At 60.2% G+C, this 24,297-nt stretch carries 25 protein-coding genes; 17 read left to right on the top strand and 8 right to left on the bottom strand.

What is annotated here, in order from left to right:
* The first annotated feature begins 199 nt into the window (after positions 1 to 199).
* From J3P73_RS28365 to J3P73_RS28395, 7 genes are read left to right on the top strand one after another with little or no spacing between them, the layout of a single operon-like run.
* Entirely contained in the window at positions 200 to 646 is a 447-nt protein-coding gene (locus J3P73_RS28365) for a DUF805 domain-containing protein (protein ID WP_130699002.1), read from the top strand.
* A 3-nt stretch (positions 647 to 649) separates the two neighbouring features.
* On the top strand, positions 650 to 1,405 hold the full coding sequence (locus J3P73_RS28370) for a hypothetical protein (protein ID WP_075224651.1): 756 nt from the start codon (positions 650 to 652) through the stop codon (positions 1,403 to 1,405).
* Positions 1,398 to 2,672: a DUF4350 domain-containing protein gene (locus tag J3P73_RS28375; protein ID WP_130774201.1), complete on the top strand. Its 1,275-nt coding sequence runs from the start codon at positions 1,398 to 1,400 to the stop codon at positions 2,670 to 2,672. Before J3P73_RS28370 ends, J3P73_RS28375 begins: the two co-directional genes overlap by 8 nt.
* Entirely contained in the window at positions 2,659 to 3,615 is a 957-nt protein-coding gene (locus tag J3P73_RS28380) for an AAA family ATPase (RefSeq protein ID WP_130774202.1), read from the top strand. The genes J3P73_RS28375 and J3P73_RS28380 overlap by 14 nt, the downstream gene beginning before the upstream one ends.
* Positions 3,616 to 4,935 (top strand): DUF58 domain-containing protein, encoded by a 1,320-nt coding sequence (locus J3P73_RS28385; protein WP_130699004.1) that lies wholly within the window; start codon positions 3,616 to 3,618, stop codon positions 4,933 to 4,935. It abuts the gene before it with no gap.
* Positions 4,935 to 6,011, top strand: coding sequence for a stage II sporulation protein M (locus J3P73_RS28390; protein WP_018071510.1), 1,077 nt, complete (start codon positions 4,935 to 4,937; stop codon positions 6,009 to 6,011). The genes J3P73_RS28385 and J3P73_RS28390 overlap by 1 nt, the downstream gene beginning before the upstream one ends.
* Entirely contained in the window at positions 6,008 to 6,907 is a 900-nt protein-coding gene (locus J3P73_RS28395) for an RDD family protein (RefSeq protein WP_130774203.1), read from the top strand. Before J3P73_RS28390 ends, J3P73_RS28395 begins: the two co-directional genes overlap by 4 nt.
* A 356-nt stretch (positions 6,908 to 7,263) precedes the next feature.
* On the opposite strand, the gene J3P73_RS28400 is transcribed toward J3P73_RS28395, so the two are convergent.
* The 3 genes from J3P73_RS28400 to J3P73_RS28410 all read right to left on the bottom strand — a co-directional run bounded on the left by J3P73_RS28400 (position 7,264) and on the right by J3P73_RS28410 (position 11,065).
* Positions 7,264 to 8,328: an acyltransferase family protein gene (locus tag J3P73_RS28400; protein ID WP_130699006.1), complete on the bottom strand. Its 1,065-nt coding sequence runs from the start codon at positions 8,326 to 8,328 to the stop codon at positions 7,264 to 7,266.
* A gap of 140 nt (positions 8,329 to 8,468) precedes the next feature.
* Positions 8,469 to 9,347, bottom strand: coding sequence for an FkbM family methyltransferase (locus J3P73_RS28405; RefSeq protein WP_130774204.1), 879 nt, complete (start codon positions 9,345 to 9,347; stop codon positions 8,469 to 8,471).
* Complete coding sequence (locus tag J3P73_RS28410) at positions 9,347 to 11,065, bottom strand: adenylate/guanylate cyclase domain-containing protein (protein ID WP_130774205.1); 1,719 nt, start codon at positions 11,063 to 11,065, stop codon at positions 9,347 to 9,349. Before J3P73_RS28410 ends, J3P73_RS28405 begins: the two co-directional genes overlap by 1 nt.
* Positions 11,066 to 11,248: 183 nt before the next feature.
* Here J3P73_RS28410 and J3P73_RS28415 point away from each other — a divergent pair, with 183 nt between their 5' ends.
* On the top strand, positions 11,249 to 12,337 hold the full coding sequence (locus J3P73_RS28415; RefSeq protein ID WP_130774206.1) for a glycosyltransferase family 4 protein: 1,089 nt from the start codon (positions 11,249 to 11,251) through the stop codon (positions 12,335 to 12,337).
* A complete protein-coding gene (locus J3P73_RS28420; protein WP_130774207.1) occupies positions 12,337 to 13,095 on the top strand; it encodes a polysaccharide deacetylase family protein in 759 nt (252 codons plus the stop codon). The genes J3P73_RS28415 and J3P73_RS28420 overlap by 1 nt, the downstream gene beginning before the upstream one ends.
* Before the next feature lie 107 nt (positions 13,096 to 13,202).
* Here J3P73_RS28420 and J3P73_RS28425 read toward each other — a convergent pair whose 3' ends face one another.
* The 4 genes from J3P73_RS28425 to J3P73_RS28440 form a co-directional block, all read right to left on the bottom strand.
* Positions 13,203 to 14,045 carry an alpha/beta fold hydrolase gene (locus J3P73_RS28425; RefSeq protein ID WP_130774240.1) on the bottom strand — a complete coding sequence of 281 codons (843 nt, stop codon included), beginning with the start codon at positions 14,043 to 14,045 and terminating at the stop codon, positions 13,203 to 13,205.
* Between the two features lie 47 nt (positions 14,046 to 14,092).
* Positions 14,093 to 14,467 carry a GFA family protein gene (locus J3P73_RS28430; protein ID WP_075224694.1) on the bottom strand — a complete coding sequence of 125 codons (375 nt, stop codon included), beginning with the start codon at positions 14,465 to 14,467 and terminating at the stop codon, positions 14,093 to 14,095.
* Positions 14,468 to 14,610: 143 nt separating this feature from the next.
* The gene (locus tag J3P73_RS28435; protein WP_018071502.1) at positions 14,611 to 15,444 is read right to left on the bottom strand and encodes an MBL fold metallo-hydrolase; all 834 of its coding nucleotides are present in this window, start codon (positions 15,442 to 15,444) and stop codon (positions 14,611 to 14,613) included.
* Between the two features lie 109 nt (positions 15,445 to 15,553).
* Entirely contained in the window at positions 15,554 to 15,880 is a 327-nt protein-coding gene (locus J3P73_RS28440) for a hypothetical protein (protein WP_130774208.1), read from the bottom strand.
* A gap of 76 nt (positions 15,881 to 15,956) precedes the next feature.
* Between J3P73_RS28440 and J3P73_RS28445 the strand changes: the two genes are divergently transcribed.
* Entirely contained in the window at positions 15,957 to 16,625 is a 669-nt protein-coding gene (locus tag J3P73_RS28445; RefSeq protein WP_018494407.1) for a GntR family transcriptional regulator, read from the top strand.
* A 75-nt stretch (positions 16,626 to 16,700) separates the two neighbouring features.
* A complete protein-coding gene (locus tag J3P73_RS28450) occupies positions 16,701 to 17,375 on the top strand; it encodes a GntR family transcriptional regulator (protein ID WP_130706945.1) in 675 nt (224 codons plus the stop codon).
* 108 nt (positions 17,376 to 17,483) lie between these two features.
* Here J3P73_RS28450 and J3P73_RS28455 read toward each other — a convergent pair whose 3' ends face one another.
* A complete protein-coding gene (locus tag J3P73_RS28455; protein WP_130774209.1) occupies positions 17,484 to 19,379 on the bottom strand; it encodes a bifunctional sugar phosphate isomerase/epimerase/4-hydroxyphenylpyruvate dioxygenase family protein in 1,896 nt (631 codons plus the stop codon).
* Positions 19,380 to 19,627: 248 nt separating this feature from the next.
* Here J3P73_RS28455 and J3P73_RS28460 point away from each other — a divergent pair, with 248 nt between their 5' ends.
* The 6 genes from J3P73_RS28460 to J3P73_RS28485 all read left to right on the top strand — a co-directional run bounded on the left by J3P73_RS28460 (position 19,628) and on the right by J3P73_RS28485 (position 24,293).
* On the top strand, positions 19,628 to 20,458 hold the full coding sequence (locus tag J3P73_RS28460) for a transporter substrate-binding domain-containing protein (protein ID WP_024321646.1): 831 nt from the start codon (positions 19,628 to 19,630) through the stop codon (positions 20,456 to 20,458).
* A 110-nt stretch (positions 20,459 to 20,568) separates the two neighbouring features.
* Positions 20,569 to 21,012: a type II 3-dehydroquinate dehydratase gene (locus tag J3P73_RS28465; protein ID WP_018071496.1), complete on the top strand. Its 444-nt coding sequence runs from the start codon at positions 20,569 to 20,571 to the stop codon at positions 21,010 to 21,012.
* Between the two features lie 31 nt (positions 21,013 to 21,043).
* Positions 21,044 to 21,712, top strand: coding sequence for an amino acid ABC transporter permease (locus J3P73_RS28470; protein WP_017991876.1), 669 nt, complete (start codon positions 21,044 to 21,046; stop codon positions 21,710 to 21,712).
* 10 nt (positions 21,713 to 21,722) lie between these two features.
* The gene (locus tag J3P73_RS28475) at positions 21,723 to 22,364 is read left to right on the top strand and encodes an amino acid ABC transporter permease (protein ID WP_130774210.1); all 642 of its coding nucleotides are present in this window, start codon (positions 21,723 to 21,725) and stop codon (positions 22,362 to 22,364) included.
* Positions 22,365 to 22,416: 52 nt separating this feature from the next.
* Positions 22,417 to 23,181 carry an amino acid ABC transporter ATP-binding protein gene (locus tag J3P73_RS28480; RefSeq protein WP_128402471.1) on the top strand — a complete coding sequence of 255 codons (765 nt, stop codon included), beginning with the start codon at positions 22,417 to 22,419 and terminating at the stop codon, positions 23,179 to 23,181.
* A 44-nt stretch (positions 23,182 to 23,225) separates the two neighbouring features.
* Positions 23,226 to 24,293, top strand: a complete 1,068-nt coding sequence (locus tag J3P73_RS28485; RefSeq protein ID WP_130774211.1) for a Gfo/Idh/MocA family protein — start codon at positions 23,226 to 23,228, stop codon at positions 24,291 to 24,293.
* Positions 24,294 to 24,297 lie beyond the last annotated feature (4 nt).

Below are 24,297 nucleotides of genomic sequence, written 5' to 3' on the forward strand. Positions count from 1 at the left end.
AGGTTGGTTGTGAATGCGGCGCGTGTGAAAATCTCAACGTGTTAATCATCGCTTTTAAAATAATGAGCCGATGCAACCGACTTATTGCAATTTCTACGTTTGAATTGTAGCTGTTTTTCATCCCGAAATGACTGTCGAGCAAGACGATGGTCAGACCGTGGATCACCGTGCTTGAATCAGCATAAATGGGGGCATTGAAATGGGGTTTACTGAAGCTGTTCGGACAGTTTTAACGCAGAAGTACGCAACCTTCTCCGGCAGGGCTTCCCGCTCGGAATATTGGTGGTTCGTACTGTTCTATACCTTGGTAGGGCTCGCGCTTGTAATTTTGGCTTTGGCGGTAGGCGCCTTTTCCGACCAACAGGGTGGAGTTTCGTCAGCGGTGGTCGCCCTCATGGTGATCGGCGGATTGTTTGGGCTTGCAATCTTTTTACCAATATTATCCCTTCAGGTTCGCCGTTTCCACGATCGCGACATTTCCGGTTGGTGGTATCTCGCGCTGATCGTCTTGGGCATGGTTCCCTATATCGGTACCATTACCGGTCTCGCGATCACGGTTATTTCCGTAATGAGGGGCACGGATGGTCCGAACAGGTTCGGGCCGGATCCGCTGCGTCCCGAAGCGAGGGCAGAGGTCTTTGCCTAGAGAATGACCATCCGCAATCTCGGCCTGCTGGTGGCTCTGTTGCTTGCCACGTCGGCTCAGTTTTCGCCTGCTTGGGCGCAGGACAGCGACAGTCAGCAGGTTGGGGGCGGCGATCATCAAAAGAGCGCCGTTGGAGCCGAATATGCCGCGCAGTGCCAGCAGAACGGATTGCGCTGCACGCTCGTCTATGGCGACGCCTCTGCAAAGGTCGAACCGGCATCGAATACGACAAAATCGTCGCCACAACGCAAGCCGTTGATGAGCCCGCGGGAGCCGGTCGTCAACGGTCCTCTGGCGGTTGCCATCGTGCTTGTCGGTCTCATCGTGGTCATCGGCTTGTGGATACGCTTCGGCAACGGTGGCGTCTTGCTTTCATCGGCCCCACGCGACATCAAGCGGCAGGGGGAGGCGCCGGAAAGCTGGCGCACGTCAGCAGCCGAGGCCGAGGAAAAGCCGAGCGACTTTCTGCAGCGCATTGCCGCCATGGCGGATCGCAGGCAGGCGCTTGTCCTCCTGCTCAGACATTGCCTACTTCATGCCGCAGATATGACGGGAACACGGCTTTTCCGCTCGGATACGGAACGGGCCGTTTTCGCCCGTCTACCGAGCAATATGCCCGAACGCGATAGGCTTGAAAATTTTCTGACGGCAGTGGAGCTCGTTCATTACGGCGGCCGCACGCTTGCGGAAAGCCATTTCGGCGTCCTTCTGACGACGGCGCGCGGCTTGCTGTCATCAGGCAGAGTGGCCAATGCGTAACTCGGGGCCTCTTCTGTTGCTGGGGCTGCTGCTTGCGCTGGCGGCTCTGGCAGTCTTTGCGCTTTCGCGCGGCAGCGACTTCGACCGCTCGCCGCTTGGCAACAAGGGGTTGGAAACGTGGCTGCAAGCCAAGGGTATCCCTGTCGTACGATCCGACCCTCATGTCGCTCGGGCGCGTTCGGAAATCTCGCTGCGCATCATTCCCCTGTCGATACGCCAAGCCGAGGCTGTCGCACCTCAGGCAAACGAGGAAGCGGATGACGCAGGCCCGGAAAGCCCGATCCGGGAGTCAAACCGCTATGCGCTGCCGACACTGATCGTTTTGCCGAAATGGCGCGGTAGCGTCTCAACGGATGGTGTTGCCGGCAAATCCGGACTGGCCGATCTCGCCGATATCGGCGGCGAACTCGACAAGATCGGTTATTCAGATTTTGGCTTCGCCCGCAGCAGCACCGATTTTGAAGTGGCGCAACCACAGCTGAAACCGGGCCAGCCAATCAATATCGCCCTCTATCAGGCACAAACCTTCGAACGGTCGAGCCTCCCGAGCGGCTGGGAGGAACTCGCGGGCACGCCGTCGGGCGCGCTGCTCCTGCATGGCGAGGACGACCCCAACGTCTATCTGCTATCGGATCCGGACCTGTTGAACAATCACGGACTGGCTCTGGCCGATAACGCCTCCTTTGCCGTGTCGCTCGTCACGCTGTTACGCGGAGCGGGCGAGAAGCGGCCGGTCTATCTGGATACGGCCGGCCTGCCCCTGGATAGCAAGAAACCGGCGGATGAGGGCCGGACCTACGAGCGCTCTGCCTCCGATTTCAAGCGGTTTTTCGCTTATCCGCTGTCCGTCATCTGGGGAGTGCTGTTTGTCGTCGCCGCGATTTGTTTCTGGCGCGGCGCCTATCGCTTCGGGCCTTCCTTAAACGAGACATCCGGAAACATCGAGCTGTCGAAGACCGCCGCGATCGACGCGACGGCGCGTCTGCTGCGACTTTCGGGCAATGATGGCCGGATGACCGGACAGTTCGTGCTCCATCTGCTTGCGGACAAGGCGCAACTGGTCTTCGGCCCCGGAGCCGGAAACGAGGCGGGCATAGAGCGGCTGTTTCAACGCCTGGCGCGCCGCGATCAGGCGGCGGCGAAGGCATTGCATTCGTCAGCGCAGGCGCTGATCGATCGTGGACATCGGATGACGCGGGCGGATCTGCACCGCAATCTCGAAATATTTAGAAAGTCGCTGGGGAGCACTGACCTTGGATCTAGGTGAATTTCGCAATCTTATCGCTGCGGTTCGTGGCGAAATCGGCAAAGCGGTGCAGGGGCAGGATGCGATCATCGATCTCGTCCTGATCTCGATCTTTGCCGGCGGGCATTGCCTGGTCGAAGGTCCGCCCGGCACGGCCAAAACCCTGCTTGCCCGGTCGGTCTCCGCCGCCATGGCGCTGCAATATCGTCGCATCCAGTTCACGCCAGACCTGATGCCCGGCGATGTTCTGGGCGTCAATCTCTTCAATTTCCAGACCAATCAGTTCCACCTGACCAAGGGCCCGGTCTTTACCGACATTCTGCTGGCCGATGAGATCAATCGCGCCCCCCCGAAGACGCAATCGGCTTTGCTGCAGGCGATGAACGAGCGAATGGTCACGCTTGATGGAACCGATTATTCCCTGGGGCCGGACTTCTTCGTGCTTGCCACGCAAAACCCGATCGAGCAGCAGGGCACCTATCCTTTGCCCGAAGCACAGCTCGATCGCTTCCTGTTCAAGCTTGTCGTCGATTTTCCCAGCCGCGATACGGAAATTGCCATCCTCTCCAAACACGCGACGCAGGCACTGAAATCAGACCTGCGCAATGCCGGCATCCGTCCGCTTGTCACAAGTGCCGCACTTGCCGAGGGGCGGGCGCTGATCGATGCGATCCGTCTGGATAACACGATCCTGACCTACATCGTCGACCTGGTGCGCGCCACGCGCTCCGATCCCGACATTCTCTATGGCGCATCCACCCGCGCGGCCGACGCCGTAGCATCGGCAGTGCGCGTGCGCGCGGCTTTCGAGGGAAGGGATTACGGCTTGCCGGACGATGTCCAGGCGTTGCTGGTGCCTGCCTTGTGCCATCGCATCGTGCTTTCTCCCTCCGCGGAAATTGATGGGCGCACGCCGGATGAGGTGCTGCGCAATATCATGAACCGCGTGGATGCGCCCCGTTAAATGCGGCCATCCTCCACTCTAATCGCGCTCGTTCTGATATCAGCCGCGGTGACGGTCTTCACCAGCGTGTGGTGGCGCGACATGAGCTACTTCTTGCTCCTCATGTGGCTTGCGCTTGCAGCCCTGACCATCGCCGATCTGGTCATCTCCAACCTGGCAGGCAGGATGACGGTCGATTTCGATCTGCCGCCGCAGGGCTTTGTCGGCCACACCGCCGCGTTGACGGTCGGTATCCGGCCGCAGAAGGGCGCGCTGTCCCGGAAAATCGAAATCCGGCTCGATCTCGCTCCCGAGCTTATCGTCGACGAAATTAGATGGCTCAACCCTGCATCGGGTGCCGGAGAAGGAGAGGTCAAGGCCTCTCTGGACCTTCACCTGACCCGGCGGGGACGATACGCGGTCAACGCGCTATGGCTGAAGTGGCCATCGCGATTGAAGCTGCTCGAGATCATCGCGAAGATGCCCGTTGGGAAAGAGATCGCTGTCCAGCCCGACATATCGCCGGTGCTATCGGGAGCGATCAAGACCCAGATCCTGCCGCTGGAGGCCGGCCAGAAGGATTTGCGGTTGCGCGGCGAGGGATCGGAATTCCACCAGCTGCGTGAATTTGTAAGCGGCATGGATCCGCGCAGCATCGATTGGAAGCGCTCGGCGCGCATGCGCAGTCTCGTCGTGCGCGAGATGAGGGCCGAACGAAACCACCAGATCATCCTCTGCGTCGATTCCGGACGGCTGATGGCCGAGCAGCTTGCCGGCTTCACGAAGCTCGATCGCGCCATCAATGCGGCGCTCGCCATGTGCTGGGGCGCAGGCCTTGCCGGCGATCTCGTCGGTTTTTACAGCTTCGACAGCCGCCCGCGTCTGTTCGTGCCGGCCTTGCCCGGACGAGCGGCCTTTCCGCGGCTGCAGACGGTGTGCGCCGGGCTGCGCTACGAAACCCAGGAGACCAACCATACTTTGGGACTGACCCACCTGTCGGGACGCCTGAAGCGACGGTCGCTGATTGTGATATTCTCCGATTTCGTCGACACCATCACGGCGGAGCTGATGATCGAGAACATGCAGGTGCTCGCCCGGCATCACTTCGTCGTCTATGTCGCCTTGCGCGATCCGATGCTGGCCAAGCTCATCGAGCCTGAGGAAACGACGCTCGATGCCGTCGCCCGCTCGGTTGCGGCGCGCCAGATCCTTCACGAAAGGCGCGCCGTCATGGAAAAGCTGGCGCGTCTCGGGGTGCTTTGCCTCGACAGCACGCCGGAGGCACTGACTTCGGATCTCATTGCGCGCTACATCGAAATCAAATCCCGTGAGATGATATGATGGATATCGGTATCGACGGCAGGATGGATAGGGGTGCGACAGTCAATGTCGGCGCCGTCCAGAACGATACGCTTCGTTCGGCCCGCTTCCGGCTGGAGCGCGAGGCACACTGGCGTCAACTGGACGAACTCGTGACGCGTGCCGAGAAAGGGGGCGCAGCCACACTCGGCTATGATGAAGTCCGCAATCTCGCCACCGGATACAGGCAGGCGATGAACTCGTTGAGCGTGGCGCGCGATATTTCTCTCGATCGCGCCCTGATCGCCTATCTGGAGAGCCTCTGCGCCCGGGCCTATCTCGTCGTCTACGCTCCGCAGGAAAGCCTGGGTGGCCTGATGTCGCGCCTGCTGTTGCACGGCATTCCCCAGGCCGTGCGGCGCTCGGCCCTGCCTTTGTTCATCGGCTTCCTGGCGCTCATTTTGGGCGCGCTAGCCGGATACAGGCTCTGCACCAACGACCCGAGCTGGTTCTATACCTTGGTGCCGCCCGAGATGGCCGATCAGCGCACGCCTGATGCCTCGACCGATTACCTGCGCTCGACCATCTATGGCGATGAAGGGCATGACAGCGACCGGCTGGCCGCATTTTCCGCCTTTCTCTTTTCCCACAACACCACCATCGTCATCCTGATCTTCACCCTTGGTGTGTTCGTGTCGGTGCCGAGCTTCATCCTGACCTTTTACAATGGTCTGATCCTCGGCGCGTTCTTCGCGATGTTTTATCGCAGAGGGCTCGGCTACGACGTCTTCGCCTGGCTCTCGATCCACGGCGTGACCGAGCTTGCGGCCATCGCCATTGCCTGCGCGGGTGGGGCAAGGCTCGGACTTGCCGTTCTCCTTCCCGGTACCAGAACCCGAAAGGAAGCCTTGCGCCACCAGGCGCATGATGCCGTCAAGCTCGCCATCCTGGCGGCGCTGATGCTCATCGTGGCAGCCTTCATCGAAGGGTTCCTGCGTCAGCTGATTCAGGATCCGTTCTGGCGCATCGCTATCGGCTGGGGGATAGGCCTCTTCTGGGTAGGCTGGCTGCTGCTTGGAGGTCGCGAAAGCAAGGTTTCGCGTGAGGCCATGCGATGAGCCAGGCAGTCACGGACGGCAAGCGCATCGAGCAGTTCATCCCGCCGGAAGGCGTCCCGATCACCTTCGCCATTGCCTCGATTGGAACCCGTTTCGGCGCGCAATTCCTCGACATCGTCTTCACCTCGATCATCATGTTCGTCTGCGCTGTGGCCATCCTCTTCACAGGCGTGCTGCCCATGACCGCCGAGGCGATGCTCATGGTGCTGCTCGGTTTTCTGGTGCAGATCCCCTATTACATCCTCTCGGAGCTCATCTGGAACGGACGCACGCTCGGGAAAAGAATCACGGGCATCCGCGTCATCAACATGGACGGACGGCGGCTCACGCCGCACCAGGTGACCGCACGCAACCTGATGAAACAGGTGGAGATTTTCGCTCCCATGGGCCTTTTGGCTTCGGTCGGCACGCAGTCGGCCTGGGAAAACGGTCTGACGAGCCTCTGGCTTTTAGCGGTGGTCATCGTCCCCTTCACCAACCGACGCCGGCAAAGGCTTGGCGACATCATCGCCGGCACCCTGGTGGTCGACACTCCGCGCTCCGTGCTGCTCTCCGATCTCGTGCTTTCTGCTCCTGCCGCCGCATCGACGCAGGCGGAGTACGAATTCCTGCCGGAACATCTCGATGTCTACGGCAAATATGAGCTGCAGACGCTGGAGGACGTGCTTCGCGACTCCACAAAGAGGTCCAACTATAAGGAGATCGAACAGATCGTTCGAACCATTACCCGAAGGATCCGGTTTGAAGACACTGTGAAGCCCGGCCGGGAGCTGCACTTCCTCAACGAGTTCTATCGGGCCCAGCGCGAGCATCTGGAAAGCTTGAAGCTTTTCGGCACGCTTCGTGAAAATAAGTATCATGAGCATGCGCAGACAAGTGCGAAGAAATTTGTTTGAGGTGGAAGAGTGCGTTGGGCTGGAAGGTGGTAAATCACCGCCATTAATGATGATCGGGAGCTGGCACCAAAAACAGCTTGCGCGAGACGCGATTTCACCCGCAGCGAAACGTTTAACTGCGTCACCCCGCAACCATGACGCACATGCCGCGCCTGGCATTTCTCGCATTCGCCATGGTTGGCTGGTGTATGACCCTGAGCGACAAGGTCTATTCCATACAGACCCCGCAGACAGATCCGTCTAAGCACATATGCTGGCATCTCGAAGGATCCCTTGCGCTATCTCCATGGAGGAGCCCTCCACCCAATTTGGTTGGAGACGATCATTGCTGCAGCCAAGCGACTGGCTAGTCTAGCTCATACGGTGATCTTGGCCTGCGGCGCCTTTTGGCGGCCGGCCCCCCATTTCTGGATCGGCCGTTCGAAGAATTCCCAGCTTAGGGCGGAAAAGGCGATTGTCGGGATCGCAACAACGACCAGTTGGATGATCCCCCGCTTCAGCGGGTAATCGAAGAGCCGCCACATAAGATGCATCATCAGCCAAAGCATCGGAAAGTGGTAGAGATAACATCCGTAGCTGATGCGGCCGAGATAGGCCAAGGGCCGGGCTCCAAGTACGCGATTGATAATCGGGCTTGTCCCCGATGCCGTTATGGCAATCAGGATTGCCATCGGCAGAAGCGGAAGAATTTGTAGAAGGAAATCGACGACCAACAGCAACCGTGGACGGCCATCCGTCTCAACGAGTTGCAGGGCACCCCACAGCGCTGCCGGCAGGATTGCCGCAAGGAGGCGTGTTCGGACCGGACGTGCCAGCATGCCCGAATGGAAGAAGACCAAAGCTCCCACGCCGAATGCATCAAGCGAGAAGGGGGACCACAAGACCATGTTGTCGGGGTAATAGCCGGTGACATAACATCCGAGCCAGAATGCCAGCGCAATGGCGATGGCGCCCGCGGCGACCAGCGCCACCGATCTGTTTGCGCAGCTGAGGACAACTAGCGGCCAAATGAGATAGAACTGCCATTCGACGGACAGGGTCCAGATATGGGCAAGCACCCATGGGTGCCAATTCATGTTCATCGCGAACCAGACGTTTGACAGAAAGGCGAGATGATAAAAAAGCCCATCCCGGATCGTGACGAGGCCGATCGCGGCGAGGGCCAGGACCATGGCGTAATATGTCGGCAGGAGCCTGAGCGCCCTTCGCGTGTAGAAAGATCGCAACGCCGCAAAACTGAACCCTTCGGCGTCGCGCAACGCGACCAGTTTGGCGGTAATCAGGAAGGCACTCAAAATGAAGAACGTTCGTACCGCCAGGTCGCCGAGCAAGGAATCTCCGTCGACGAAATGCGTATAGAACACACCAAGGATGGCAATAGCCCTGATGCCATCAAGGCCCCTTATCCGATCCGCCTCCATTCCCCACCCGTTCCTTCACCCTGGTGGTCATATTCCGCCATGCCCCGACCGGGCGCAAGGGGACGAAGCCGTACTTCGAGGTCGTCCTCAACCGCACGACCTAAAGCGCGGCAAGCGAATCTGAAAGATCGCGACCCAGTTTAGGGCAGGAACAGCACGTTGTACTGATCGAACTCGCCCGGCAGGTCGCGGACCTTCATTTCCTCTTCGCGGTCCTCGAACAGCACGAGGCAATCCTCGTAGAAGCCTGAGAGCATGGATATGAAGGCTTTCGTTCCCTCACGCCCGTAGAAGAGTGGCGTGAACTCCATGTAGAGCGGCACGCGGCGGGCAAGCAGCGGCTGCATTGAGCGGCAGGCGACCGGCTCGTAGCCCTCGATATCCATCCAGACGAGGCCGATTGCGGCCGGGTCGATTGAAAGTCCGGCAAGAATCTCGGAGACCGGCTTCACCGGCACGCTGATCTTCTGGTCTGTCGAGCTTTGACGGATGGCGCTGCTCTTGCCGTGATTGTTGAGGTTGAGAAAAAAGTCGATCTCGCCTTCGCTCTCGCCGGCGGCGCAATTGATCAGCCGGACCTTCTCCTCCAGCCGGTTCTGGCGAATGTTGAGCTGAAGCAGCGGGAAATTGCGCGGGTCGGGCTCAACACTGACGATATGGGCGTAGGTGTCGCTCAGCGCGAAATAGACGGTCTGGGTGCCGATATTGCCGCCGATCTCGAGCAGCGTTGCGTCCCTCCTGAGCAGGCCCCGCTCGCGCAGGATGACGACCAGCCGGTCGACGGCCTCGCGCTCGAAATGGCCCTTCCGGAAGACCTTGCGGCCGATATAGTCGGCGGGCGAGAAGGTCATCAGGTGATCACCGGCGTCGACCGTCATCGAAACCACACGCGGGCCGATATTCTCGATCAGCAGGCGGCGGCCGAAGCGGGTGTCGAAGAAGCGCGAAGCGGCGGCATTGCGCGCCTTGCGCAGCCGGCGGCTCCAGTATTTGGCGGTCAGCCAGGGCTTGCCGGGCATCAGGTTATTCCTTCGAGCGGTTCTGCCGCTTTTTCTCTCGGAATGACGTAGACTTTCAAGGGCAACGCCCGGCCGCGCACACTGATTTCACGGCTTTCGATGCCGGCGAGATCGGCACCCGAAAGGCTCGCCACCGGCTCGGAGATGACGATCGCCGCCTCGAACTCCTTGGCAGCGCTTTCCAACCGGCTCGCGACATTCACGGTATCGCCGATCGCCGTCATGCTGCGCACCCGGCCGTATCCCATCGTGCCGACGACGGCGGGGCCGGTGTGAATGCCGATCGCGATGCGCAGCGGCAGCGCCAGTTCGTCGGCGAGTTCTGCGGCGAGTTTCTCGATCTCGGCGACGATTGCTGCTGCTGCATTGAGCGCCTGGCGGCAGGCTTCCTCCGGCGTGGTATTGAGTCCGAAGAGCGCCATGGCGCCGTCACCGATGAACTTGTCGAGCCGTCCGCCCGCCTGCTCCACCGCCTTGCCGATGATGGCGAAATAGCGGTTCAGCAGGAAGACGACATCGAAGGGCAGCCGGGTTTCCGTCAGCGTGGTGAAATGGCGGATATCGACGAAGAGCACGGCGATCTCGCGCTCACGGCCGGGGCTCGTCTCCTGGCTGTTGGCAGGAAGGGCTGCCTCGATCGCCGGGACGAGAAGCGGCGCGACCGCAACGTCGCGGTTCGGGCGAAGCTGGCAGGCGAGCCGGACATCCGGGCCGGCATTGATGCGCCTCAGCGTCGTCTCTTCCATCTTGTCGGGGGCAGGCAGGCTGTCGTAATCGCCAAGGATCTGCACGCGGCAGGTGGAGCACTGGCCCTTGCCGCCGCAGACGGAATAATGCGGCAGGCCGCCGAGCCGGCTTGCTTCCAGCACTGAGAAACCGCGCGGCACGCGGATCACCTCGCCGCCCGGATAATTCACGGCGACCTGGTCGAGCCGCTCCTTCAGCTTGCGCCGGGCGCGGGCAGCGACGACGATGAGCAGCGAGGCCGAGAAGGCGCCGTAGAGCCCGGCGCGGATCATGGCGACCTGGCGGTGAACCTCCGGGTTCGACGCGTAACGGGTGTTGATGCCCTCCTTGTAGGCGCTGACCGTCATTGACTGCTGGTAGGAAGGGTCGGCGAGCGTCCGGCCCATTTCGACGAAGCCGAGCAGCGAGAGCACCGGTACGAGGATCGCAAGCGCCAGCAGCAGCGGCGCGAAGTCCGGATACCAGGAGCGGTAGCGCAGCCAGAAATGGATGCCGATGCAGCCGTGGATCCAGACGGCGACGACACCGAGCGCCTGCCGCGCACCGTTCGCCGGATTCCGGATCCAGAGCATGCCGACGACCGTCTCGTAGTCGTCGATGTAGCCGTAGAACTCGTGGGCGATGCGCGTGCCGATGACATGATCGAGGAGCAGCAGCGGGATCATCAAGCCGAGCACGATCTGCGCCATTTCCCCCTTCGGCATGACGAGGCTGCGACGCATGTAGATGGCGCGCAGCACCAGCGCGATATGGATGAGGACCGATGAATAGAAGATGGCGGTCCCCAGAGGATTGCGCCAGATCGCCAGGAAGAGATGGGCGGCTTTATCGGCGGCTGCGACGGAAATCAGGCCAATCGCATGGTTCGACAAATGCAAGAGGACGAAGATGAAAATGACGAGGCCGGAACCGAGCCTCGCCCTTCTGATCGTACGCTCCGAAAAAATCCCTGTGGCCGAGACCGTCGTCATTCATTCCCGTTCTTGTCGATGTAACCGCAGGCCCATAGAGATTGAGAAAGAGGCGGAATTGCTTCGATCGCGATCACATTCCATATGCTTATGCGCAAGTTTTAATGAAGGGAACAATAGCGGAATTTTCGTCATAGGCACGAGTGCCCATTGTAAACAGTATGTCTTACCTGAGGTGTCCCAATGCGGGTGGCTTTCTACGCGCCGATGAAATCGCCGAACCATCCGGTGCCGTCGGGCGACCGGCTGATGGCGCGGCTATTGATCCGGGCGCTGGAACTTGGCGGGCATCAGGTCGACATCGCGTCCGAATTCCGCACCCATGCCTCGACACCGGAGGCGGCAGCGGCGCTCGAACCCGCCATCCGTGCCGAGCTGGAGCGGCTGCGGCTGACATGGAAATCCGCGCCGCGGCCGGAACTCTGGTTCTGCTATCACCCCTATTATAAATCGACCGATCCCTTCGGGCCGGCGATATCAGCCGAATTTGCCATTCCCTATGTCACCGCCGAAGCCTCCTATGCGGCTAAACGCGACCGGACCGGCTGGGCAGCGTCACAGAAGCGCGTGGGCGAGGCGATCATGCAGGCGGCGGTCAATGTCAGCTTCACCGAGCGCGACCAGGCCGGGCTTGCAGCCGCCTTTCCGCAGGCGCGGCTTGCCGGGCTGAAACCCTTCATCGACACGGCGCTGTTCGAGAGGGTGTCGTCGGCGCCCGATCCGCGCCGGCTGATGACGGTCGCGATGATGCGGGCCGGCGACAAGGTGGACAGTTATGTCATGCTCGCAAAAGCATTGCGGCTGATCGAAGACCGGCCCTGGACGCTTGCCGTCATCGGCGATGGTCCGATGCGCCAGGAGGTGCAGGGTCTGTTTGCCGGCCTTGCCGGCCGCATCGAATGGCTGGGCGAGCGGAATGCCGTCGAAATCGCCGAACTGCTTGGGCATGGCGGCATCTATGTCTGGCCCGGCTGCGGCGAGGCCTATGGCCTTGCCTATCTGGAAGCCCAGGCCGCCGGCCTGCCCGTCGTCGCGCAGGAAACGGCAGGCGTGCCAGCGGTGGTCGAGGCTGGCGTGACCGGCCTGCTGACGCCGGATGGCGATGTCACCGCCTATGCCGAGGCCATAGCTGGCCTGCTTGACGACAGGCAAAGGCGCGACGCCATGGGGCAGGCGGCGCGGCGCTTCGTGCTCGGAGAGCGTTCGCTTTTGATGGCGGCGCAGCTATTGAACGGAATTTTGCGGGACAGCGCAGCAACAGGAGTGACGTGATGACCGACGGGATAGCCTGGGACCCTCTGCGCCGCGAACTTGACCGCTGGCAGGCTGCCGGCCGCGTGGCGCGGTTCTGGCTGCGGGATGACGATGCTGTCGAGCCGACCCTGGCGCTGGAGATGCTGATGGCGCTGGCTGGCGAAAACGAGGTTCCGCTGATGCTTGCGGTCATTCCCGGCCTGACCGGCGAGGCGTTGGCCGTGCGGCTGGGGGAGGAAGCAGACGTCGCTGTCGCCGTGCATGGTTGGTCGCATAAGAACCATGCGGGGCTTAAGGCGAAGAAACAGGAACTCGGCGGCGAGCGGCCGACGGAGGTCGTGCTCGGCGAGTTGGGTGAGGGGTTCCGGCTGCTGGAACGGCTGCATCCGGCCCGCTTCCTGCCGGTGCTGGTGCCGCCGTGGAACCGGATCGACGCTGCCCTCATTCCGGCGCTGCCGGCGCTTGGATTTGCAGCCCTTTCGGTCTACGGCCGGGCAAAGCATGGCAGCCCGGTGCCGCTTCTCAACACCCATGTGGATATCATCGACTGGCATGGCACGCGCGGCGGACGGGGCGAGGCGGAATTGGTGGCCGAACTGGTGGCCGAGCTTCGCGACCGGTTTGCCGGCAGCGACGAGCCTATCGGTGTCCTCACCCACCATCTGGTGCATGACGCGGCCGCATGGGACTTCCTGTCGGCCTTGTTTGCAGTGACGGGCGGGCATCCGGCCGTCCGCTGGTCATCGGCGTCGGAACTGCTAGAGCATGTCGCGTAAAAGTGCGCCGCGGTTTTGCGATAACGACATGCGCAAAAGCAAGACCTAAAGCGCGAGGAGCGAATCTGAAAGATCGCGACGCGCTTTAGGACCTTAGACATTGCCGATCAGGCGGCGTGAACGCGTCCGAGGAAGTCTCGCATGAGTGCGACGACGTCATCGAGATGCGTCTCGAGCAGCCAGTGGCCGCCGCCGAGCAGATGCAGTTCGGCATCGGGCAGATCGCGCAGATAGGCCTGAGCCGATTTTTCCGGCATGTAGTGGTCGTTCGGCCCCCAGACGATCAAGGTCGGAGGCTGGTATTCCCGAAGGTATTTGCGGTGTTCCGAGAACCACGCCCGGTTCTCCTTCAGTCCTGCGATCAGGTCTATGGCGATTTCCTTGCGCCGCGGCGTGATCAGCGACCAATGCAGCTTCCAGAGATCCGGCGGGATGGTGTCGGCCAGAGAGGGCGGCAGATCGTTGAGGAATTCCTCTTTGAAGGCCTCCTCGCTGACCGCCTTCGCCAGCACCATTCTCATCTCCGATTTCGGAAGCGTCCACGTCGCCTCGATATCCGCATATTTCGGCCCGAGGGCATCTTCATAGGGGATATCGCCATTCTGGATGATCAGCGCCACGATCCGCCGGGGGTCTCTGATCGCCAACCGCGCACCGATAGGCGATCCGAAGTCGTGGAGGTAGAGGACAAACCGGTCGACATTCATCGCGCTGACGAAGGCCTCCAGCCAGGCAGCGTATCCATCGAAGCTGTAGTCGAAATCATCAGGCGTGCCGCTGTAGCCCGCACCGGGGAAATCCGGCGCAATCAGGCGCCAATGCTCGGCAAGGCGCGGCATGAGATTGCGAAATTCATAGGATGAGCAGGGATATCCGTGCGGCAGCAACAAGACCGGAGCATCTTCTCGGCCGGCCTCGCGGTAGAAAGTCTCGACGCCTGCAACCGTCATCCAGCGATGTCGGACGAGAGTGGACCTCGAGCCTGCGGCGCTGCCGCTCACTTTCGGTCCTCCTCATGCTGCTCGGCGCCCTCCACCGGCCGCAGCCACGGTTCGCGGCGTTTGATCCAGAGTTCGTAGCGCGGCACAAGCGGCGTTGGGGCCTCGGATAGGATGCCAAGCTTGATTTCCGCCTCTTCGTCATCGGCGGAAAACAGCCGCGAACCACAGCCGGTGCAGAAATGCCGACCCTGGAACTCGCCGGTTTGCCCTGAATGTTCGAATTGGCCGGCGGGCCAGATCCCGTAGAAGGTAAAGGCCGAACCGCTTTCTTGCCTGCAGTCGGTGCAATGACAGATTCCAACGCGTAAGGGTTCGCCCCGGACAGAAATGTGCACCTGCCCGCAGAGACACTTTCCGGAAAGCACGGTCATAACGGATGCCTGTTCGTTGATTTGCGCTGCCGGGAAAACGGTCAGGCCCGGCATCTGTTCCGCTGTGACGTCGCAAGTATGCTCGGTTCGACGTCGTCGAAGAGCTTCGGACTGGACAAGATAACGGGAGGCCCCTAGCGGACCTACTCAATCACCACGATCTGATTGTCGCGGGCGGCAAAGGACTCGGGGAAGGCTGCCTGCGCTTGCATTTCCATCTGGGCCAGCTGTTCGTCCGTGCGGGAGGGGGCATGGTGGAAGAGCGCAAAGCGCTTGGTGCCCGCCATCTTCGCAAGCTCGGTGCCGTGCTGCCAAGTCGAATGGCCGAAGCCCTTGAAACGCTGCATTTCGTCTTCGTTGTAGGTGCAGTCGTAAACGACGAGATCGGCATCCCGCATCATCTCCAGCGAAACCGGATCGTAGCTGCCTGGAATATGCTCGATGTCATAGACGAGAGCGACCGAACGGCCCTGCCATTCGATGCGGTAGCCGATGGCGCCGCCCGGATGGTTCAGCATGAAGGTCTTGATCTCGATGCCCGCATGGGGCGTCAGCACCTGGCCGGCGTGGAAATCGCGGAAGTTCATCGTCGCCTGGCAGATGTCGGTCTTGACGGGAAACCAAGGCGGGCTGATGAACTGCTCGACCATTTCCCGCGTGCTCATCTTGCCATCGAGATGGCCGGACCAGATGTTGACGTTGATCGAGGGGTAATAGATCGCCTTGAAGAAGGGCAGGCCGATGATGTGGTCGTAATGGCAGTGGCTGAAGAACAGGTCGACGTCGCTGACACTGTCGGCGAGCAGCGAGAGCCCAGCCTCACGCAGGCCGGAGCCTGCGTCGAAGATCATCCGATGTTCTCCGCAGCGAATTTCGATGCAGGAAGTGTTACCGCCGTAGCGATCGAACTCGGGGCCCGACACGGGAATACTGCCGCGGACGCCCCAAAATTTTACCTGAAACAAATCTGTCGTCATCGTTCTTCAAACCGGCCTTCCCACGTCGCCATCGTAGTCATTGTTCATCCCGATGCGAAGCAGTAGAATTCCACGGGTTTGCCTGTGCCCCCTTTCATTCTCCTAACCGCTAGCGGAAGAAGAAGTAGATTTTCCTAAGCAATCGGCTTTCGCTTCGGAAAGCAACCCAGTATGCTTCGTTTTCGGTAAACGGGCTGCTGAGGGCGGGGATATTTTCCCGTATGTCATGCCTATTAGATGGTTGCGCGCGATTGAAAAAACAATTGCTGCCCTGTTGAGCCGAAAAATCCAGTTTTTTGAGCAGTACGCAAGCCGGGCCAAAGGGCTTGGTCCAACAGGCATGGGGCACCTGTATTGTGGTCAGGCCCTGCTCGACCCGGTCGGCTCCACGTTCTCCGGAAAAACCAGCATCATATGAGAAAATTCTAATTCCCATTCTGCGAATGCTTCCTTGATTGAGAAGGCCAGAAAGAGATATATCCGACGAAACAGAAAATATAAGAGACTCGCCCATGTTGCAGCCGGTTATAAACGAGACCATTGCCGAGAGCAGCTACAGGCGCATTCGGGCCGACATCATTTTTGGTCGGCTGGCGCCAGGACAAAAGTTGAAGTTGGAAAGCTTGAAGGAGTCCTACGAGACCAGCATCAGTACGCTTCGAGAAGTGCTGAATCGGCTGTCCTCCGAGGGGCTTGTCGTTGCCGAGGGACAAAAAGGTTTCGAAGTGTCTCCGGTGTCCGTTTCAGACCTCAAGGAGACAGCGGCACTCAGGCTTCTCCTGGAAACACATGCGCTGGAACAGTCGTTCGTGCATGGCGACGTGGAGTGGGAGGCTCCCCTGGTCTCGGCGCATTACAAATTGGCACGGATGGAACAGGTGATGGCATCGGGCGACACCAGCAGGGCGGAGGACTGGAAGCGTTACGACTGGGAGTTTCACCAAGCGCTGATATCCGCCTGCGGGTCGAAACTGCTGATGGAGACGCACTCGGTGATCTTCGACAGATATCTCAGATATCAGATGGTCGCCTTATCCTATCGAGGCGATGTCGCGGCCAATGAACATCAGCAGCTTTTGGATGCGGCATTGCGACGTGACGCGGAGACGGCCAAGCGCGTGCTTGTGCTGCATATCCAGGGCGGGGTCGAACATGCGCTGGCAAGAGGGACGCTGAAATAGAGATGATCCGGAGGTTTCTCTTCGCGCTTTAGGTCCACCAACACAGATGACATTTCGGCAAAACCAGGAAAAGCCATGCTCAAGCAAGTCCACGACCCGGCTGAAACAGTAAGCGATGTCGTCTTCCGGCAGATCCGCGAGGATATCATATCCGGGAGATTGCCGCCGGGGGCCAAAATCAAGCTGGAGCAGGCAAAGGAGCGTTACTCCATCGGCATTTCCTCGCTGCGTGAGATTCTAAGCCGCCTGACCACGGAAAACCTCGTTGTCGCCGAGGGGCAGCGTGGTTTTGAAGTCAGCCCTGCGTCGCGCCGAGAACTTCTCGAGCTCGCCGACCTCAGGATCGTTCTTGAAACGCATGCGATCGGCCTTGCCTTCGCCGCGGGAAATCTTGAATGGGAGGGGCGCATCGTCGCCGCCCATCACCGACTGGCTGCCGCCGAACGCAAGCTGCTTGCCGGCGACGTTTCGCGGACAGTCGACTGGGTCCGATACGACTGGGAGTTCCATCAGGCGATCGTCTCGGCCTGCAATTCAGCGACGCTGATGGCGACATTGTCGTCGGTCTTCGATCGCTTTCTTCGTTACCATATGCTGGCCGAGAGTTTTCGCGGCAAGCCAGTCGTCGATGACCACCGGCTTTTGTTTGAACTTTCCATTCAGCGCGACGTCGCGGGTGCGACCGACGTCGTCAAACGGCACGTTCAAAGCGGCGTGGAGCATGTGCTCAAGAGCGGCCGGATTCGCTAGAGCATTTCCAGGAAAGTGCGAAGTGGTTTTCCGTCCGGAATGCGTAAAAACAAAAGCTTAGAGTGGCTCTGCGCTCCATGAAAAGCTGAACCGCTCTAAACCAGGGCCTCAGGAGGCGTCTGTCGGAATTCCTTCCGGACGCATCTGTTTCTTCAATGCGGCGATCCGGAAAATAGCGTTCGGCGCGCCGTAGCCGCGATAGCCGCGGCGCTCGACGATCTCGAAAAAGAAACCCTCTCCATATGTTCCGCTATAGAGCTGGAAATATTCGCCATGCTCGTCCCGGTCATAGAGGATGTTTTCCGCCTTCAGCCGCTCGGTCAGTGCAGGATCGAGGCCGAACCGTGCTTCGACGTCATCGTAGTAGTTCGGCGAAATGTGCAGCGATCTGAAACCGCACACACGAAGGCTCTCGGCGGTCGCAAAGATGTCGTCGGTCAAGAACGCCAGGTGCTGGATGCCGGCCCCGAATTTCTCGGCCATGAAATGTCCCGCCAGCGTACGGCGGTTCTCGGCGCCGTTCATGGTAATGCGCAGCGCCCCGGTGTCGTTCTCGACGACTTGGCTGCGGACCACCCCGGCCGGATCGATGATATCGACCATCGGGGTCTTCCGCGTCTCGAAAATGGATGTGTAGAACAAAAGCCAGGTGAGCATTTCATCGTAGCCGACCGTCTGGGCGACGTGATCAATGCGCAAAAGGCCTGCCGACGGCGCGTCGCTGTCGTCCGTGACCGGCTGAAAGTCGATTTCGGAGAAACGACCCAATGCGCTCTTGTCGTCGATGAGATAGATGATCCCGCCCCCAACACTCCGAATGGCAGGCAGCTCGAGCTCACCGTCTGCGACAGGCTGGGTGAAAGGCTCTGCATCCAAGGCGAGCGCCCGCTCATAGGCCTTGACGGCATCGTCGACGATCAGGGCCATGGCATATGCAAAAGTACCGTGAACGGCGTAGGCGGCATTGGCAAATCCTGCCTGATCGACATTGACGAGGATCCGGATCTCGCCCTGCTCGAAGAGGGAGACCTTTTTCGAGCGGTGGACCGCCGTCTTTTTGAATCCCAGGGTGCGCAGCAAGGCAACCAGCTCGACTTCGTCTTCCTCGTCGGTGGCAAACTCGACGAAGCCGACGCCCTTGACGGAAGGCCTTTCCGGCATCGCCGCCCCGGTCATGCTGCCGATGCCGAGATGGCGGCGCACCTGATCGCCAAGATAGATCAGCGAGCGGTGGCCGTCGGCGGCAATCGCCCGCGACAAACCACCTCGAAACTGGTCGTTGAAGATCTCCAGGGAGAAATACCCGTCATAACCTGTCGCAGCGACGGCTTCGGTGAAGGCCGTGACGGGTAGGTCGCCTTCACCCGGCATATTTCGGAAGTGGCGGCTCCAATAGAGCAGGTCCATGTCGATCAGCGGAGCATCGGCAAGCTGGACGATGAAGATCTTCTCTTTGGGAATCGAGCGGATGGAATTGACGTCGATCTTGCGCGACAAGGTGTGGAAGCTGTCGAGGATAAGGCCGACATTTGGATGATCGGCGCGACGGACGATCTCCCAGGCGTCGCGGTGGTCGCTGATATGGCGACCCCAGGCAAGCGCCTCGTAGCCCACCCTCAGTCCACGCCTGGCGGCACGCTCGCCGAGTTCATGAAAGTCCTCTGCTGCCCGGTCGATGCCGCCGATGGCGGCCGGCGAGACGTTCGAGCAGACGAGCACCAGATCCGTTCCAAGCTGCTGCATGACGTCGAACTTCCGTTCCGCGCGGTCAAATGTGCGGCTCCGCAGCGGCTCCGGCATGCCTTCGAAATCACGAAATGGCTGAAACAGGGTGATCTCCAGGCCATGGTCGCGGACGAGTTTTCCGACATCGGCCGGGCTGCCGTCGAAGGCGAGGAAGTCATTTTCGAAGATCTCGACGCCGTCGAAGCCCGCCCGGGCGATCGCCTCGAGCTTCTCCGGCAGTTCGCCGCTGATCGTGACAGTCGCAATCGAGGTCCTCATGTCAAAGCCCTTCCGATATCCGTGCGGGATTAAACGAGCGCCGAACACGACAATGCGTTCCAGAAAATCGCTCGCTACTATTATGGCAAATGTCGTGAGGAATTCAAATAGCGTGTCTTATGATAAATTCTCATATGATTTTGAAAAACTCTGTTGATTTGAGAGTCCTTCTCTGGCAATCATTCCTCACACAGTCAAAAGGTGAGGTGGCTGTCCGGTCGAGTGACCGCCAAAGGAGGAGGAGTTACATGTTTAAGTCTTTGCTAACGCGCCGAAACGCGATGCTCGGAGCCGCGGCCCTGGTGGCTGCCGTCACCCTGGCGCAACCGGCCGCCGCCATCACGCCTGATGAAATCAAGGCTCGCGGCAAGATCATCGTCGGGATTCAGGGTGACAATCCGCCCTGGGGCTTTGTGACCAGCGGCGGCAAGCAGGACGGCCTCGATGCCGATATCGCGACGCTGTTTGCCAAGGAACTGGGTGTTTCCGTCGAGTTCGTGCCGCTTGAAGTCAACAATCGCATTCCCGCACTGACGGCCGGCCGTGTCGACGTTCTGTTTGCCACGATGGCGATGCTGCCGGATCGCGCAAAGGCCGTGCAGTTCAGCAAGCCCTATGTTGCCAACGCCATCGTTCTGATTGGTCCGAAATCTGCAGAGATCAAGACCAATGCCGACATGGCCAAGTTCACAGTCGGCGTCGCCAAGGGTGCAGCCCAGGACACGCAGGTCACCAAGAACGCACCGCCGAGCACGACCATCCGGCGCTATGACGGAGACGCCGCGAGCGTCCAGGCCCTGGTGTCCGGCCAGGTCGAGACCCTCGGGGGCAACATCTTCTACATGGACCGGGTGGAGAAGGCTCGTCCGGGCGAATTCGAAAACAAGCTTGAATTCCAGAAGCTCTATAACGGTGCTTGCACGCGCCTCGGCGAAAAGGAAATCAATGCGGCGATCAACACCTTTATCGACAAGATCAAGGCCAACGGCGAACTCAAGACCGTCTACGACAAGTGGATGAAGGTTCCAGTTCCGGAATTCCCGGAAAAGCTGGAAGGCATTCCGTTCGCGGCGAACTGAAAGCTCATAAATCGAGCATTGAGTCGAGGAGGTGGGCATCCCTGGTGATGCCCGCCAACGCTACCACCATGTTTCGAGACCGGCTTCGGCCCGCGTCCGGGAGCGCGATCATGAACAAGCCAATCTTTGTGCTCAATGGACCGAACCTCAATCTTCTCGGTCAGCGCGAGCCGGCGATCTATGGGACCACGACGCTTGCGGATATCAGGAAACGGTGCGTGACCAAGGCAAAGGCCCTGGGTTTCGACGTCGAGTTTCGCCAGACCAATTTCGAGGGCGAACTGGTCGAGAGCGTGCATCAGGCCCGGACCGACGCCTGTGGCATCATCATCAATCCTGCCGGTTATACGTTCACATCGATCGCTCTTCTCGATGCGTTGAAAATGTTCGACCCGCCGAAGATCGAGCTGCACATTTCGAATGTTCATGCGCGCGAGAGCATCTACCACAATTCGCTGATCTCGCGCGTTGCCACCGCCATCATGATCGGCTTTGGAGCCGACGGCTACGAGCTCGCTATCCAGGCGATGGCAGGAATGGTCAAGCGGGACTGAACTTTCAGGAAGACGGGCCGGAAGGATCGCCATGAACTATAAGTTGGATTTCACCCCGGTCATAGATGGCCTGCCGAGCCTTCTGCTCGGCTGCCTCGGGACATTCTTGCTTGCCATTTGTGGGATGCTGCTGGCGATCATCATTGGAATTGGCGGCGTTGCGCTGCGCGACTCTGCGCTCAAGCCGGCGCGGTGGCTGGTCATCGCCTTCGTCGAACTGATCCGCAACACGCCGTTTCTGGTCCAGATCTTCTTCATCTATTTTGCGCTTCCGCTGACAGGCATCAGGCTGGATCCGACGCCGACGGCGATTATCGCGCTCGGCATCAACGGTGGTGCCTACGCCATCGAGATCATTCGCGGCGGCGTTCAGTCGATCCCGAAGGGACAGATGGAAGCGGGGCTCGCCCTTGGTCTGCACAAGGCTCAGGTCTTCCGGCTGATCATTCTCAAGCCGGCATTGCGGGCGATTTATCCGTCGCTGACGAGCCAGTTCGTCCTCCTGACGCTCACCACCAGCATTGCATCGGCGATTTCGGCCTACGAGCTGACCTCCGTATCGCAGCGCATCGAGTCGGAGAGCTTCCGCAGCTTCGAGGTCTACTTCACGGTCACGGTTTTCTATTTCGTGATCTCCTGGCTGATGATGCGCATCTTCGCGCTGTTTTCGGCGCGCTACTTCAAATATCCGGTCAAGTAGGAGGAATTCCATGGGTCACGACGAATTCGTCTTCCTCCTGATCGGCCTGAAGTGGACCGTGGTCCTGTCCGCCGTCGGCTTCGTCTGCGGCGGCATTGCAGGGCTCGGCGTCGCCCTTGCGCGCGCCTCGGGCATACCGCTGCTGGAACGCGTGACGGCCGCTTATATCGCCGTCTTCCAGGGCACACCGCTGCTGATGCAGCTTTTCGTCGTCTATTACGGTCTGGCGCTGTTGGGGCTGATGCTCGATGCTTGGGTGGCCGTTGCCATCGGCCTGACCCTGCATGCGAGCGCCTATCTCGGCGAGATCTGGCGCGGATCGATCGAAGCGGTTCCGCGCGGCCAGACGGAAGCGGCAAAGGCTCTCAGCCTCAGATACGTCTCGCGCATGAGGGATGTCATCCTGCCGCAGGCGCTGCGCATCTCGCTGCCAGCCACGGTCGGTTTCCTCGTGCAGCTGATCAAGGGCACCTCGCTGGCATCGATCGTCGGCTTCACCGAGCTGACGCGGGCCGGCAACATCATCTCCAACCAGATCTTCCAACCGCTGACGGTCTTCGGCATCGTCGGCGCTCTCTATTTCCTGATGTGCTGCCCACTGACAATTCTTGGCGCGCGCCTCGAACGAAGGTTTGCCGCCTCTGCGCGCTGATCCGCATCCCTCGTCTTCGATGCGATCCAGCCGCCAACGTGGAGTTCTACTGATGACCAGTCCCAGTCCTGCTCAAGGCGCAGAAACGATGATCACCATGGAGCGGGTGGAGAAGTGGTATGGCGCTTTTCAAGCCCTACACGACATCAACATATCGGTTCGTAGTGGCGAGAGGATCGTCTTGTGCGGGCCTTCCGGTAGTGGGAAGTCGACGCTCATCCGTTGCATCAACCATCTCGAGACCTACGAGAAAGGTGAAATTCGCGTTGGCGGGATTCTTCTCAGCAACCAGGCCAAGACCATCGATGCGATCCGTCGTGAGGTCGGCATGGTCTTCCAGCAGTTCAATCTGTTTCCGCATCTGACCGTGCTGCAGAACTGCATGCTGGCGCCGATGAAGGCTATCGGCGTCGGCAAGGCGGAGGCCGAGGAACGGGCACGCGGGCTGCTCGAGCGGGTCAAGATCCTGGAGCAGGCCGACAAATATCCGGTGCAGCTTTCGGGTGGCCAGCAGCAGCGCGTGGCCATTGCCCGCGCGCTTTGCATGCGGCCGAAAGTGATGCTGTTCGACGAGCCGACGTCGGCGCTTGATCCGGAGATGGTCAAGGAGGTGCTGGATACGATGATAGCGCTCGCCGACGAGGGCATGACGATGATCTGCGTCACCCACGAGATGGGTTTTGCCCGTCAGGTCGCAGACCGCGTGATCTTCATGGCCAGCGGCGCGATTGTCGAGGAGGCCCCGCCGGCCGAGTTCTTCACCAACCCACAGCATGAGCGAACCAGGAAATTCCTCGGAGAAATCCTGCGAAAGTAAGGCGTCTCAAGGTCGATGCCTCTGGCAAATTATGGGAGCCGGCAATGAAGCCGATAGAGATTGCAGTCATGGGAGCCGGCCTCATCGGCAGGCGCCACGTCGAGCGCATCATCTCCGAGCCCGGAACCGTTCTCTCGGCGGTGATCGATCCTTCTGCCGCCGGTCGCGACTTTGCCGAGAATGTCGGGGCCCGATGGTACCGGAGCTTCTCAGACATCCGCGTCGAGGACAGGCCTGACGGCATCATCGTGGCAACGCCGAGCCAGCTCCACGTTGAGAACGGAATGGAGATCGTCGCTGCCGGCATTCCTGTCCTGATCGAGAAACCGATCGCCGACGATGTCGATGCTGCAGCGGCCCTGGTTGCCGCCGGTGAGAAGGCTGGCATACCGCTGCTCGTCGGCCATCACAGGCGCCACAATCCGATGATCCAGGTGGTCAAACAGATCGTCGACGGCGGAACGCTTGGCCGGATCCTCACGGTGCACGGCACGTTCTGGGTCGCCAAGCCCGACGACTATTTCGACATCCCCTGGCGGCGCGAGGCGGGCGCCGGCCCGGTTTTCGTCAACCTGATCCACGATGTCGATCTCTTCCGATATTTCTTCGGCGAGGTCGAAGCAGTCCATGCGATGGAATCCCACGCCGTGCGGAACCATGCCGTCGAGGATACGGCTGTCGTGACGCTGCGTTTCGAAAGCGGGGTGCTTGCCACTCTCAACGGCAGTGATGCCGTGGCCGCGCCCTGGAGCTGGGAGACGACCACCGGCGAAAACCCTGCTTTTCCCCGTTACGATCAATTCTGCTACCAGATCGGCGGCACCAAGGGTTCGCTCGGAATTCCTGATCTGACGCTTTGGACGAGCCCTTCGAAGCCCGATTGGCTGGAGCCGCTTGCCGAGCAGCGCGTGACTTACCAAGCCGCCGATCCCCTTTGCGTTCAGCTCAGACATTTTTGCGATGTCATTCGTGGCGATGCCACGCCTCTGGTGAGTGGCCGGGAGGGCCTTGCCACGCTCAGGGTCGTCGAAGCGATCAAGAGATCGGCGCGCTGGGGACAGATGATCCACCTCTCTAAAGCCAGCGCCTCTTTTGATCCCCAGAAAGTCTGACCAC

Source organism: Rhizobium ruizarguesonis (assembly GCF_017357285.1).
Taxonomy (GTDB): domain Bacteria; phylum Pseudomonadota; class Alphaproteobacteria; order Rhizobiales; family Rhizobiaceae; genus Rhizobium; species Rhizobium ruizarguesonis.

Excerpts from the sequence above, each read along its gene's own strand:
- J3P73_RS28460 (WP_024321646.1), top strand. The coding sequence starts at position 19,628 with ATGTTTAAGTCTTTGCTAACGCGCCGAAACGCGATGCTCGGAGCCGCG.
- J3P73_RS28425 (WP_130774240.1), bottom strand. The coding sequence starts at position 14,045 with ATGACGGTTGCAGGCGTCGAGACTTTCTACCGCGAGGCCGGCCGAGAA.
- J3P73_RS28415 (WP_130774206.1), top strand. The coding sequence starts at position 11,249 with ATGCGGGTGGCTTTCTACGCGCCGATGAAATCGCCGAACCATCCGGTG.
- J3P73_RS28465 (WP_018071496.1), top strand. The coding sequence starts at position 20,569 with ATGAACAAGCCAATCTTTGTGCTCAATGGACCGAACCTCAATCTTCTC.
- J3P73_RS28375 (WP_130774201.1), top strand. The coding sequence starts at position 1,398 with ATGCGTAACTCGGGGCCTCTTCTGTTGCTGGGGCTGCTGCTTGCGCTG.
- J3P73_RS28365 (WP_130699002.1), top strand. The coding sequence starts at position 200 with ATGGGGTTTACTGAAGCTGTTCGGACAGTTTTAACGCAGAAGTACGCA.
- J3P73_RS28450 (WP_130706945.1), top strand. The coding sequence starts at position 16,701 with ATGCTCAAGCAAGTCCACGACCCGGCTGAAACAGTAAGCGATGTCGTC.
- J3P73_RS28395 (WP_130774203.1), top strand. The coding sequence starts at position 6,008 with ATGAGCCAGGCAGTCACGGACGGCAAGCGCATCGAGCAGTTCATCCCG.
- J3P73_RS28445 (WP_018494407.1), top strand. The coding sequence starts at position 15,957 with ATGTTGCAGCCGGTTATAAACGAGACCATTGCCGAGAGCAGCTACAGG.
- J3P73_RS28470 (WP_017991876.1), top strand. The coding sequence starts at position 21,044 with ATGAACTATAAGTTGGATTTCACCCCGGTCATAGATGGCCTGCCGAGC.
- J3P73_RS28480 (WP_128402471.1), top strand. The coding sequence starts at position 22,417 with ATGACCAGTCCCAGTCCTGCTCAAGGCGCAGAAACGATGATCACCATG.
- J3P73_RS28485 (WP_130774211.1), top strand. The coding sequence starts at position 23,226 with ATGAAGCCGATAGAGATTGCAGTCATGGGAGCCGGCCTCATCGGCAGG.
- J3P73_RS28410 (WP_130774205.1), bottom strand. The coding sequence starts at position 11,065 with ATGACGACGGTCTCGGCCACAGGGATTTTTTCGGAGCGTACGATCAGA.
- J3P73_RS28385 (WP_130699004.1), top strand. The coding sequence starts at position 3,616 with ATGCGGCCATCCTCCACTCTAATCGCGCTCGTTCTGATATCAGCCGCG.
- J3P73_RS28435 (WP_018071502.1), bottom strand. The coding sequence starts at position 15,444 with ATGACGACAGATTTGTTTCAGGTAAAATTTTGGGGCGTCCGCGGCAGT.
- J3P73_RS28400 (WP_130699006.1), bottom strand. The coding sequence starts at position 8,328 with ATGGAGGCGGATCGGATAAGGGGCCTTGATGGCATCAGGGCTATTGCC.
- J3P73_RS28455 (WP_130774209.1), bottom strand. The coding sequence starts at position 19,379 with ATGAGGACCTCGATTGCGACTGTCACGATCAGCGGCGAACTGCCGGAG.
- J3P73_RS28420 (WP_130774207.1), top strand. The coding sequence starts at position 12,337 with ATGACCGACGGGATAGCCTGGGACCCTCTGCGCCGCGAACTTGACCGC.
- J3P73_RS28475 (WP_130774210.1), top strand. The coding sequence starts at position 21,723 with ATGGGTCACGACGAATTCGTCTTCCTCCTGATCGGCCTGAAGTGGACC.
- J3P73_RS28390 (WP_018071510.1), top strand. The coding sequence starts at position 4,935 with ATGGATATCGGTATCGACGGCAGGATGGATAGGGGTGCGACAGTCAAT.
- J3P73_RS28405 (WP_130774204.1), bottom strand. The coding sequence starts at position 9,347 with ATGCCCGGCAAGCCCTGGCTGACCGCCAAATACTGGAGCCGCCGGCTG.
- J3P73_RS28440 (WP_130774208.1), bottom strand. The coding sequence starts at position 15,880 with ATGGGAATTAGAATTTTCTCATATGATGCTGGTTTTTCCGGAGAACGT.
- J3P73_RS28370 (WP_075224651.1), top strand. The coding sequence starts at position 650 with ATGACCATCCGCAATCTCGGCCTGCTGGTGGCTCTGTTGCTTGCCACG.
- J3P73_RS28430 (WP_075224694.1), bottom strand. The coding sequence starts at position 14,467 with ATGACCGTGCTTTCCGGAAAGTGTCTCTGCGGGCAGGTGCACATTTCT.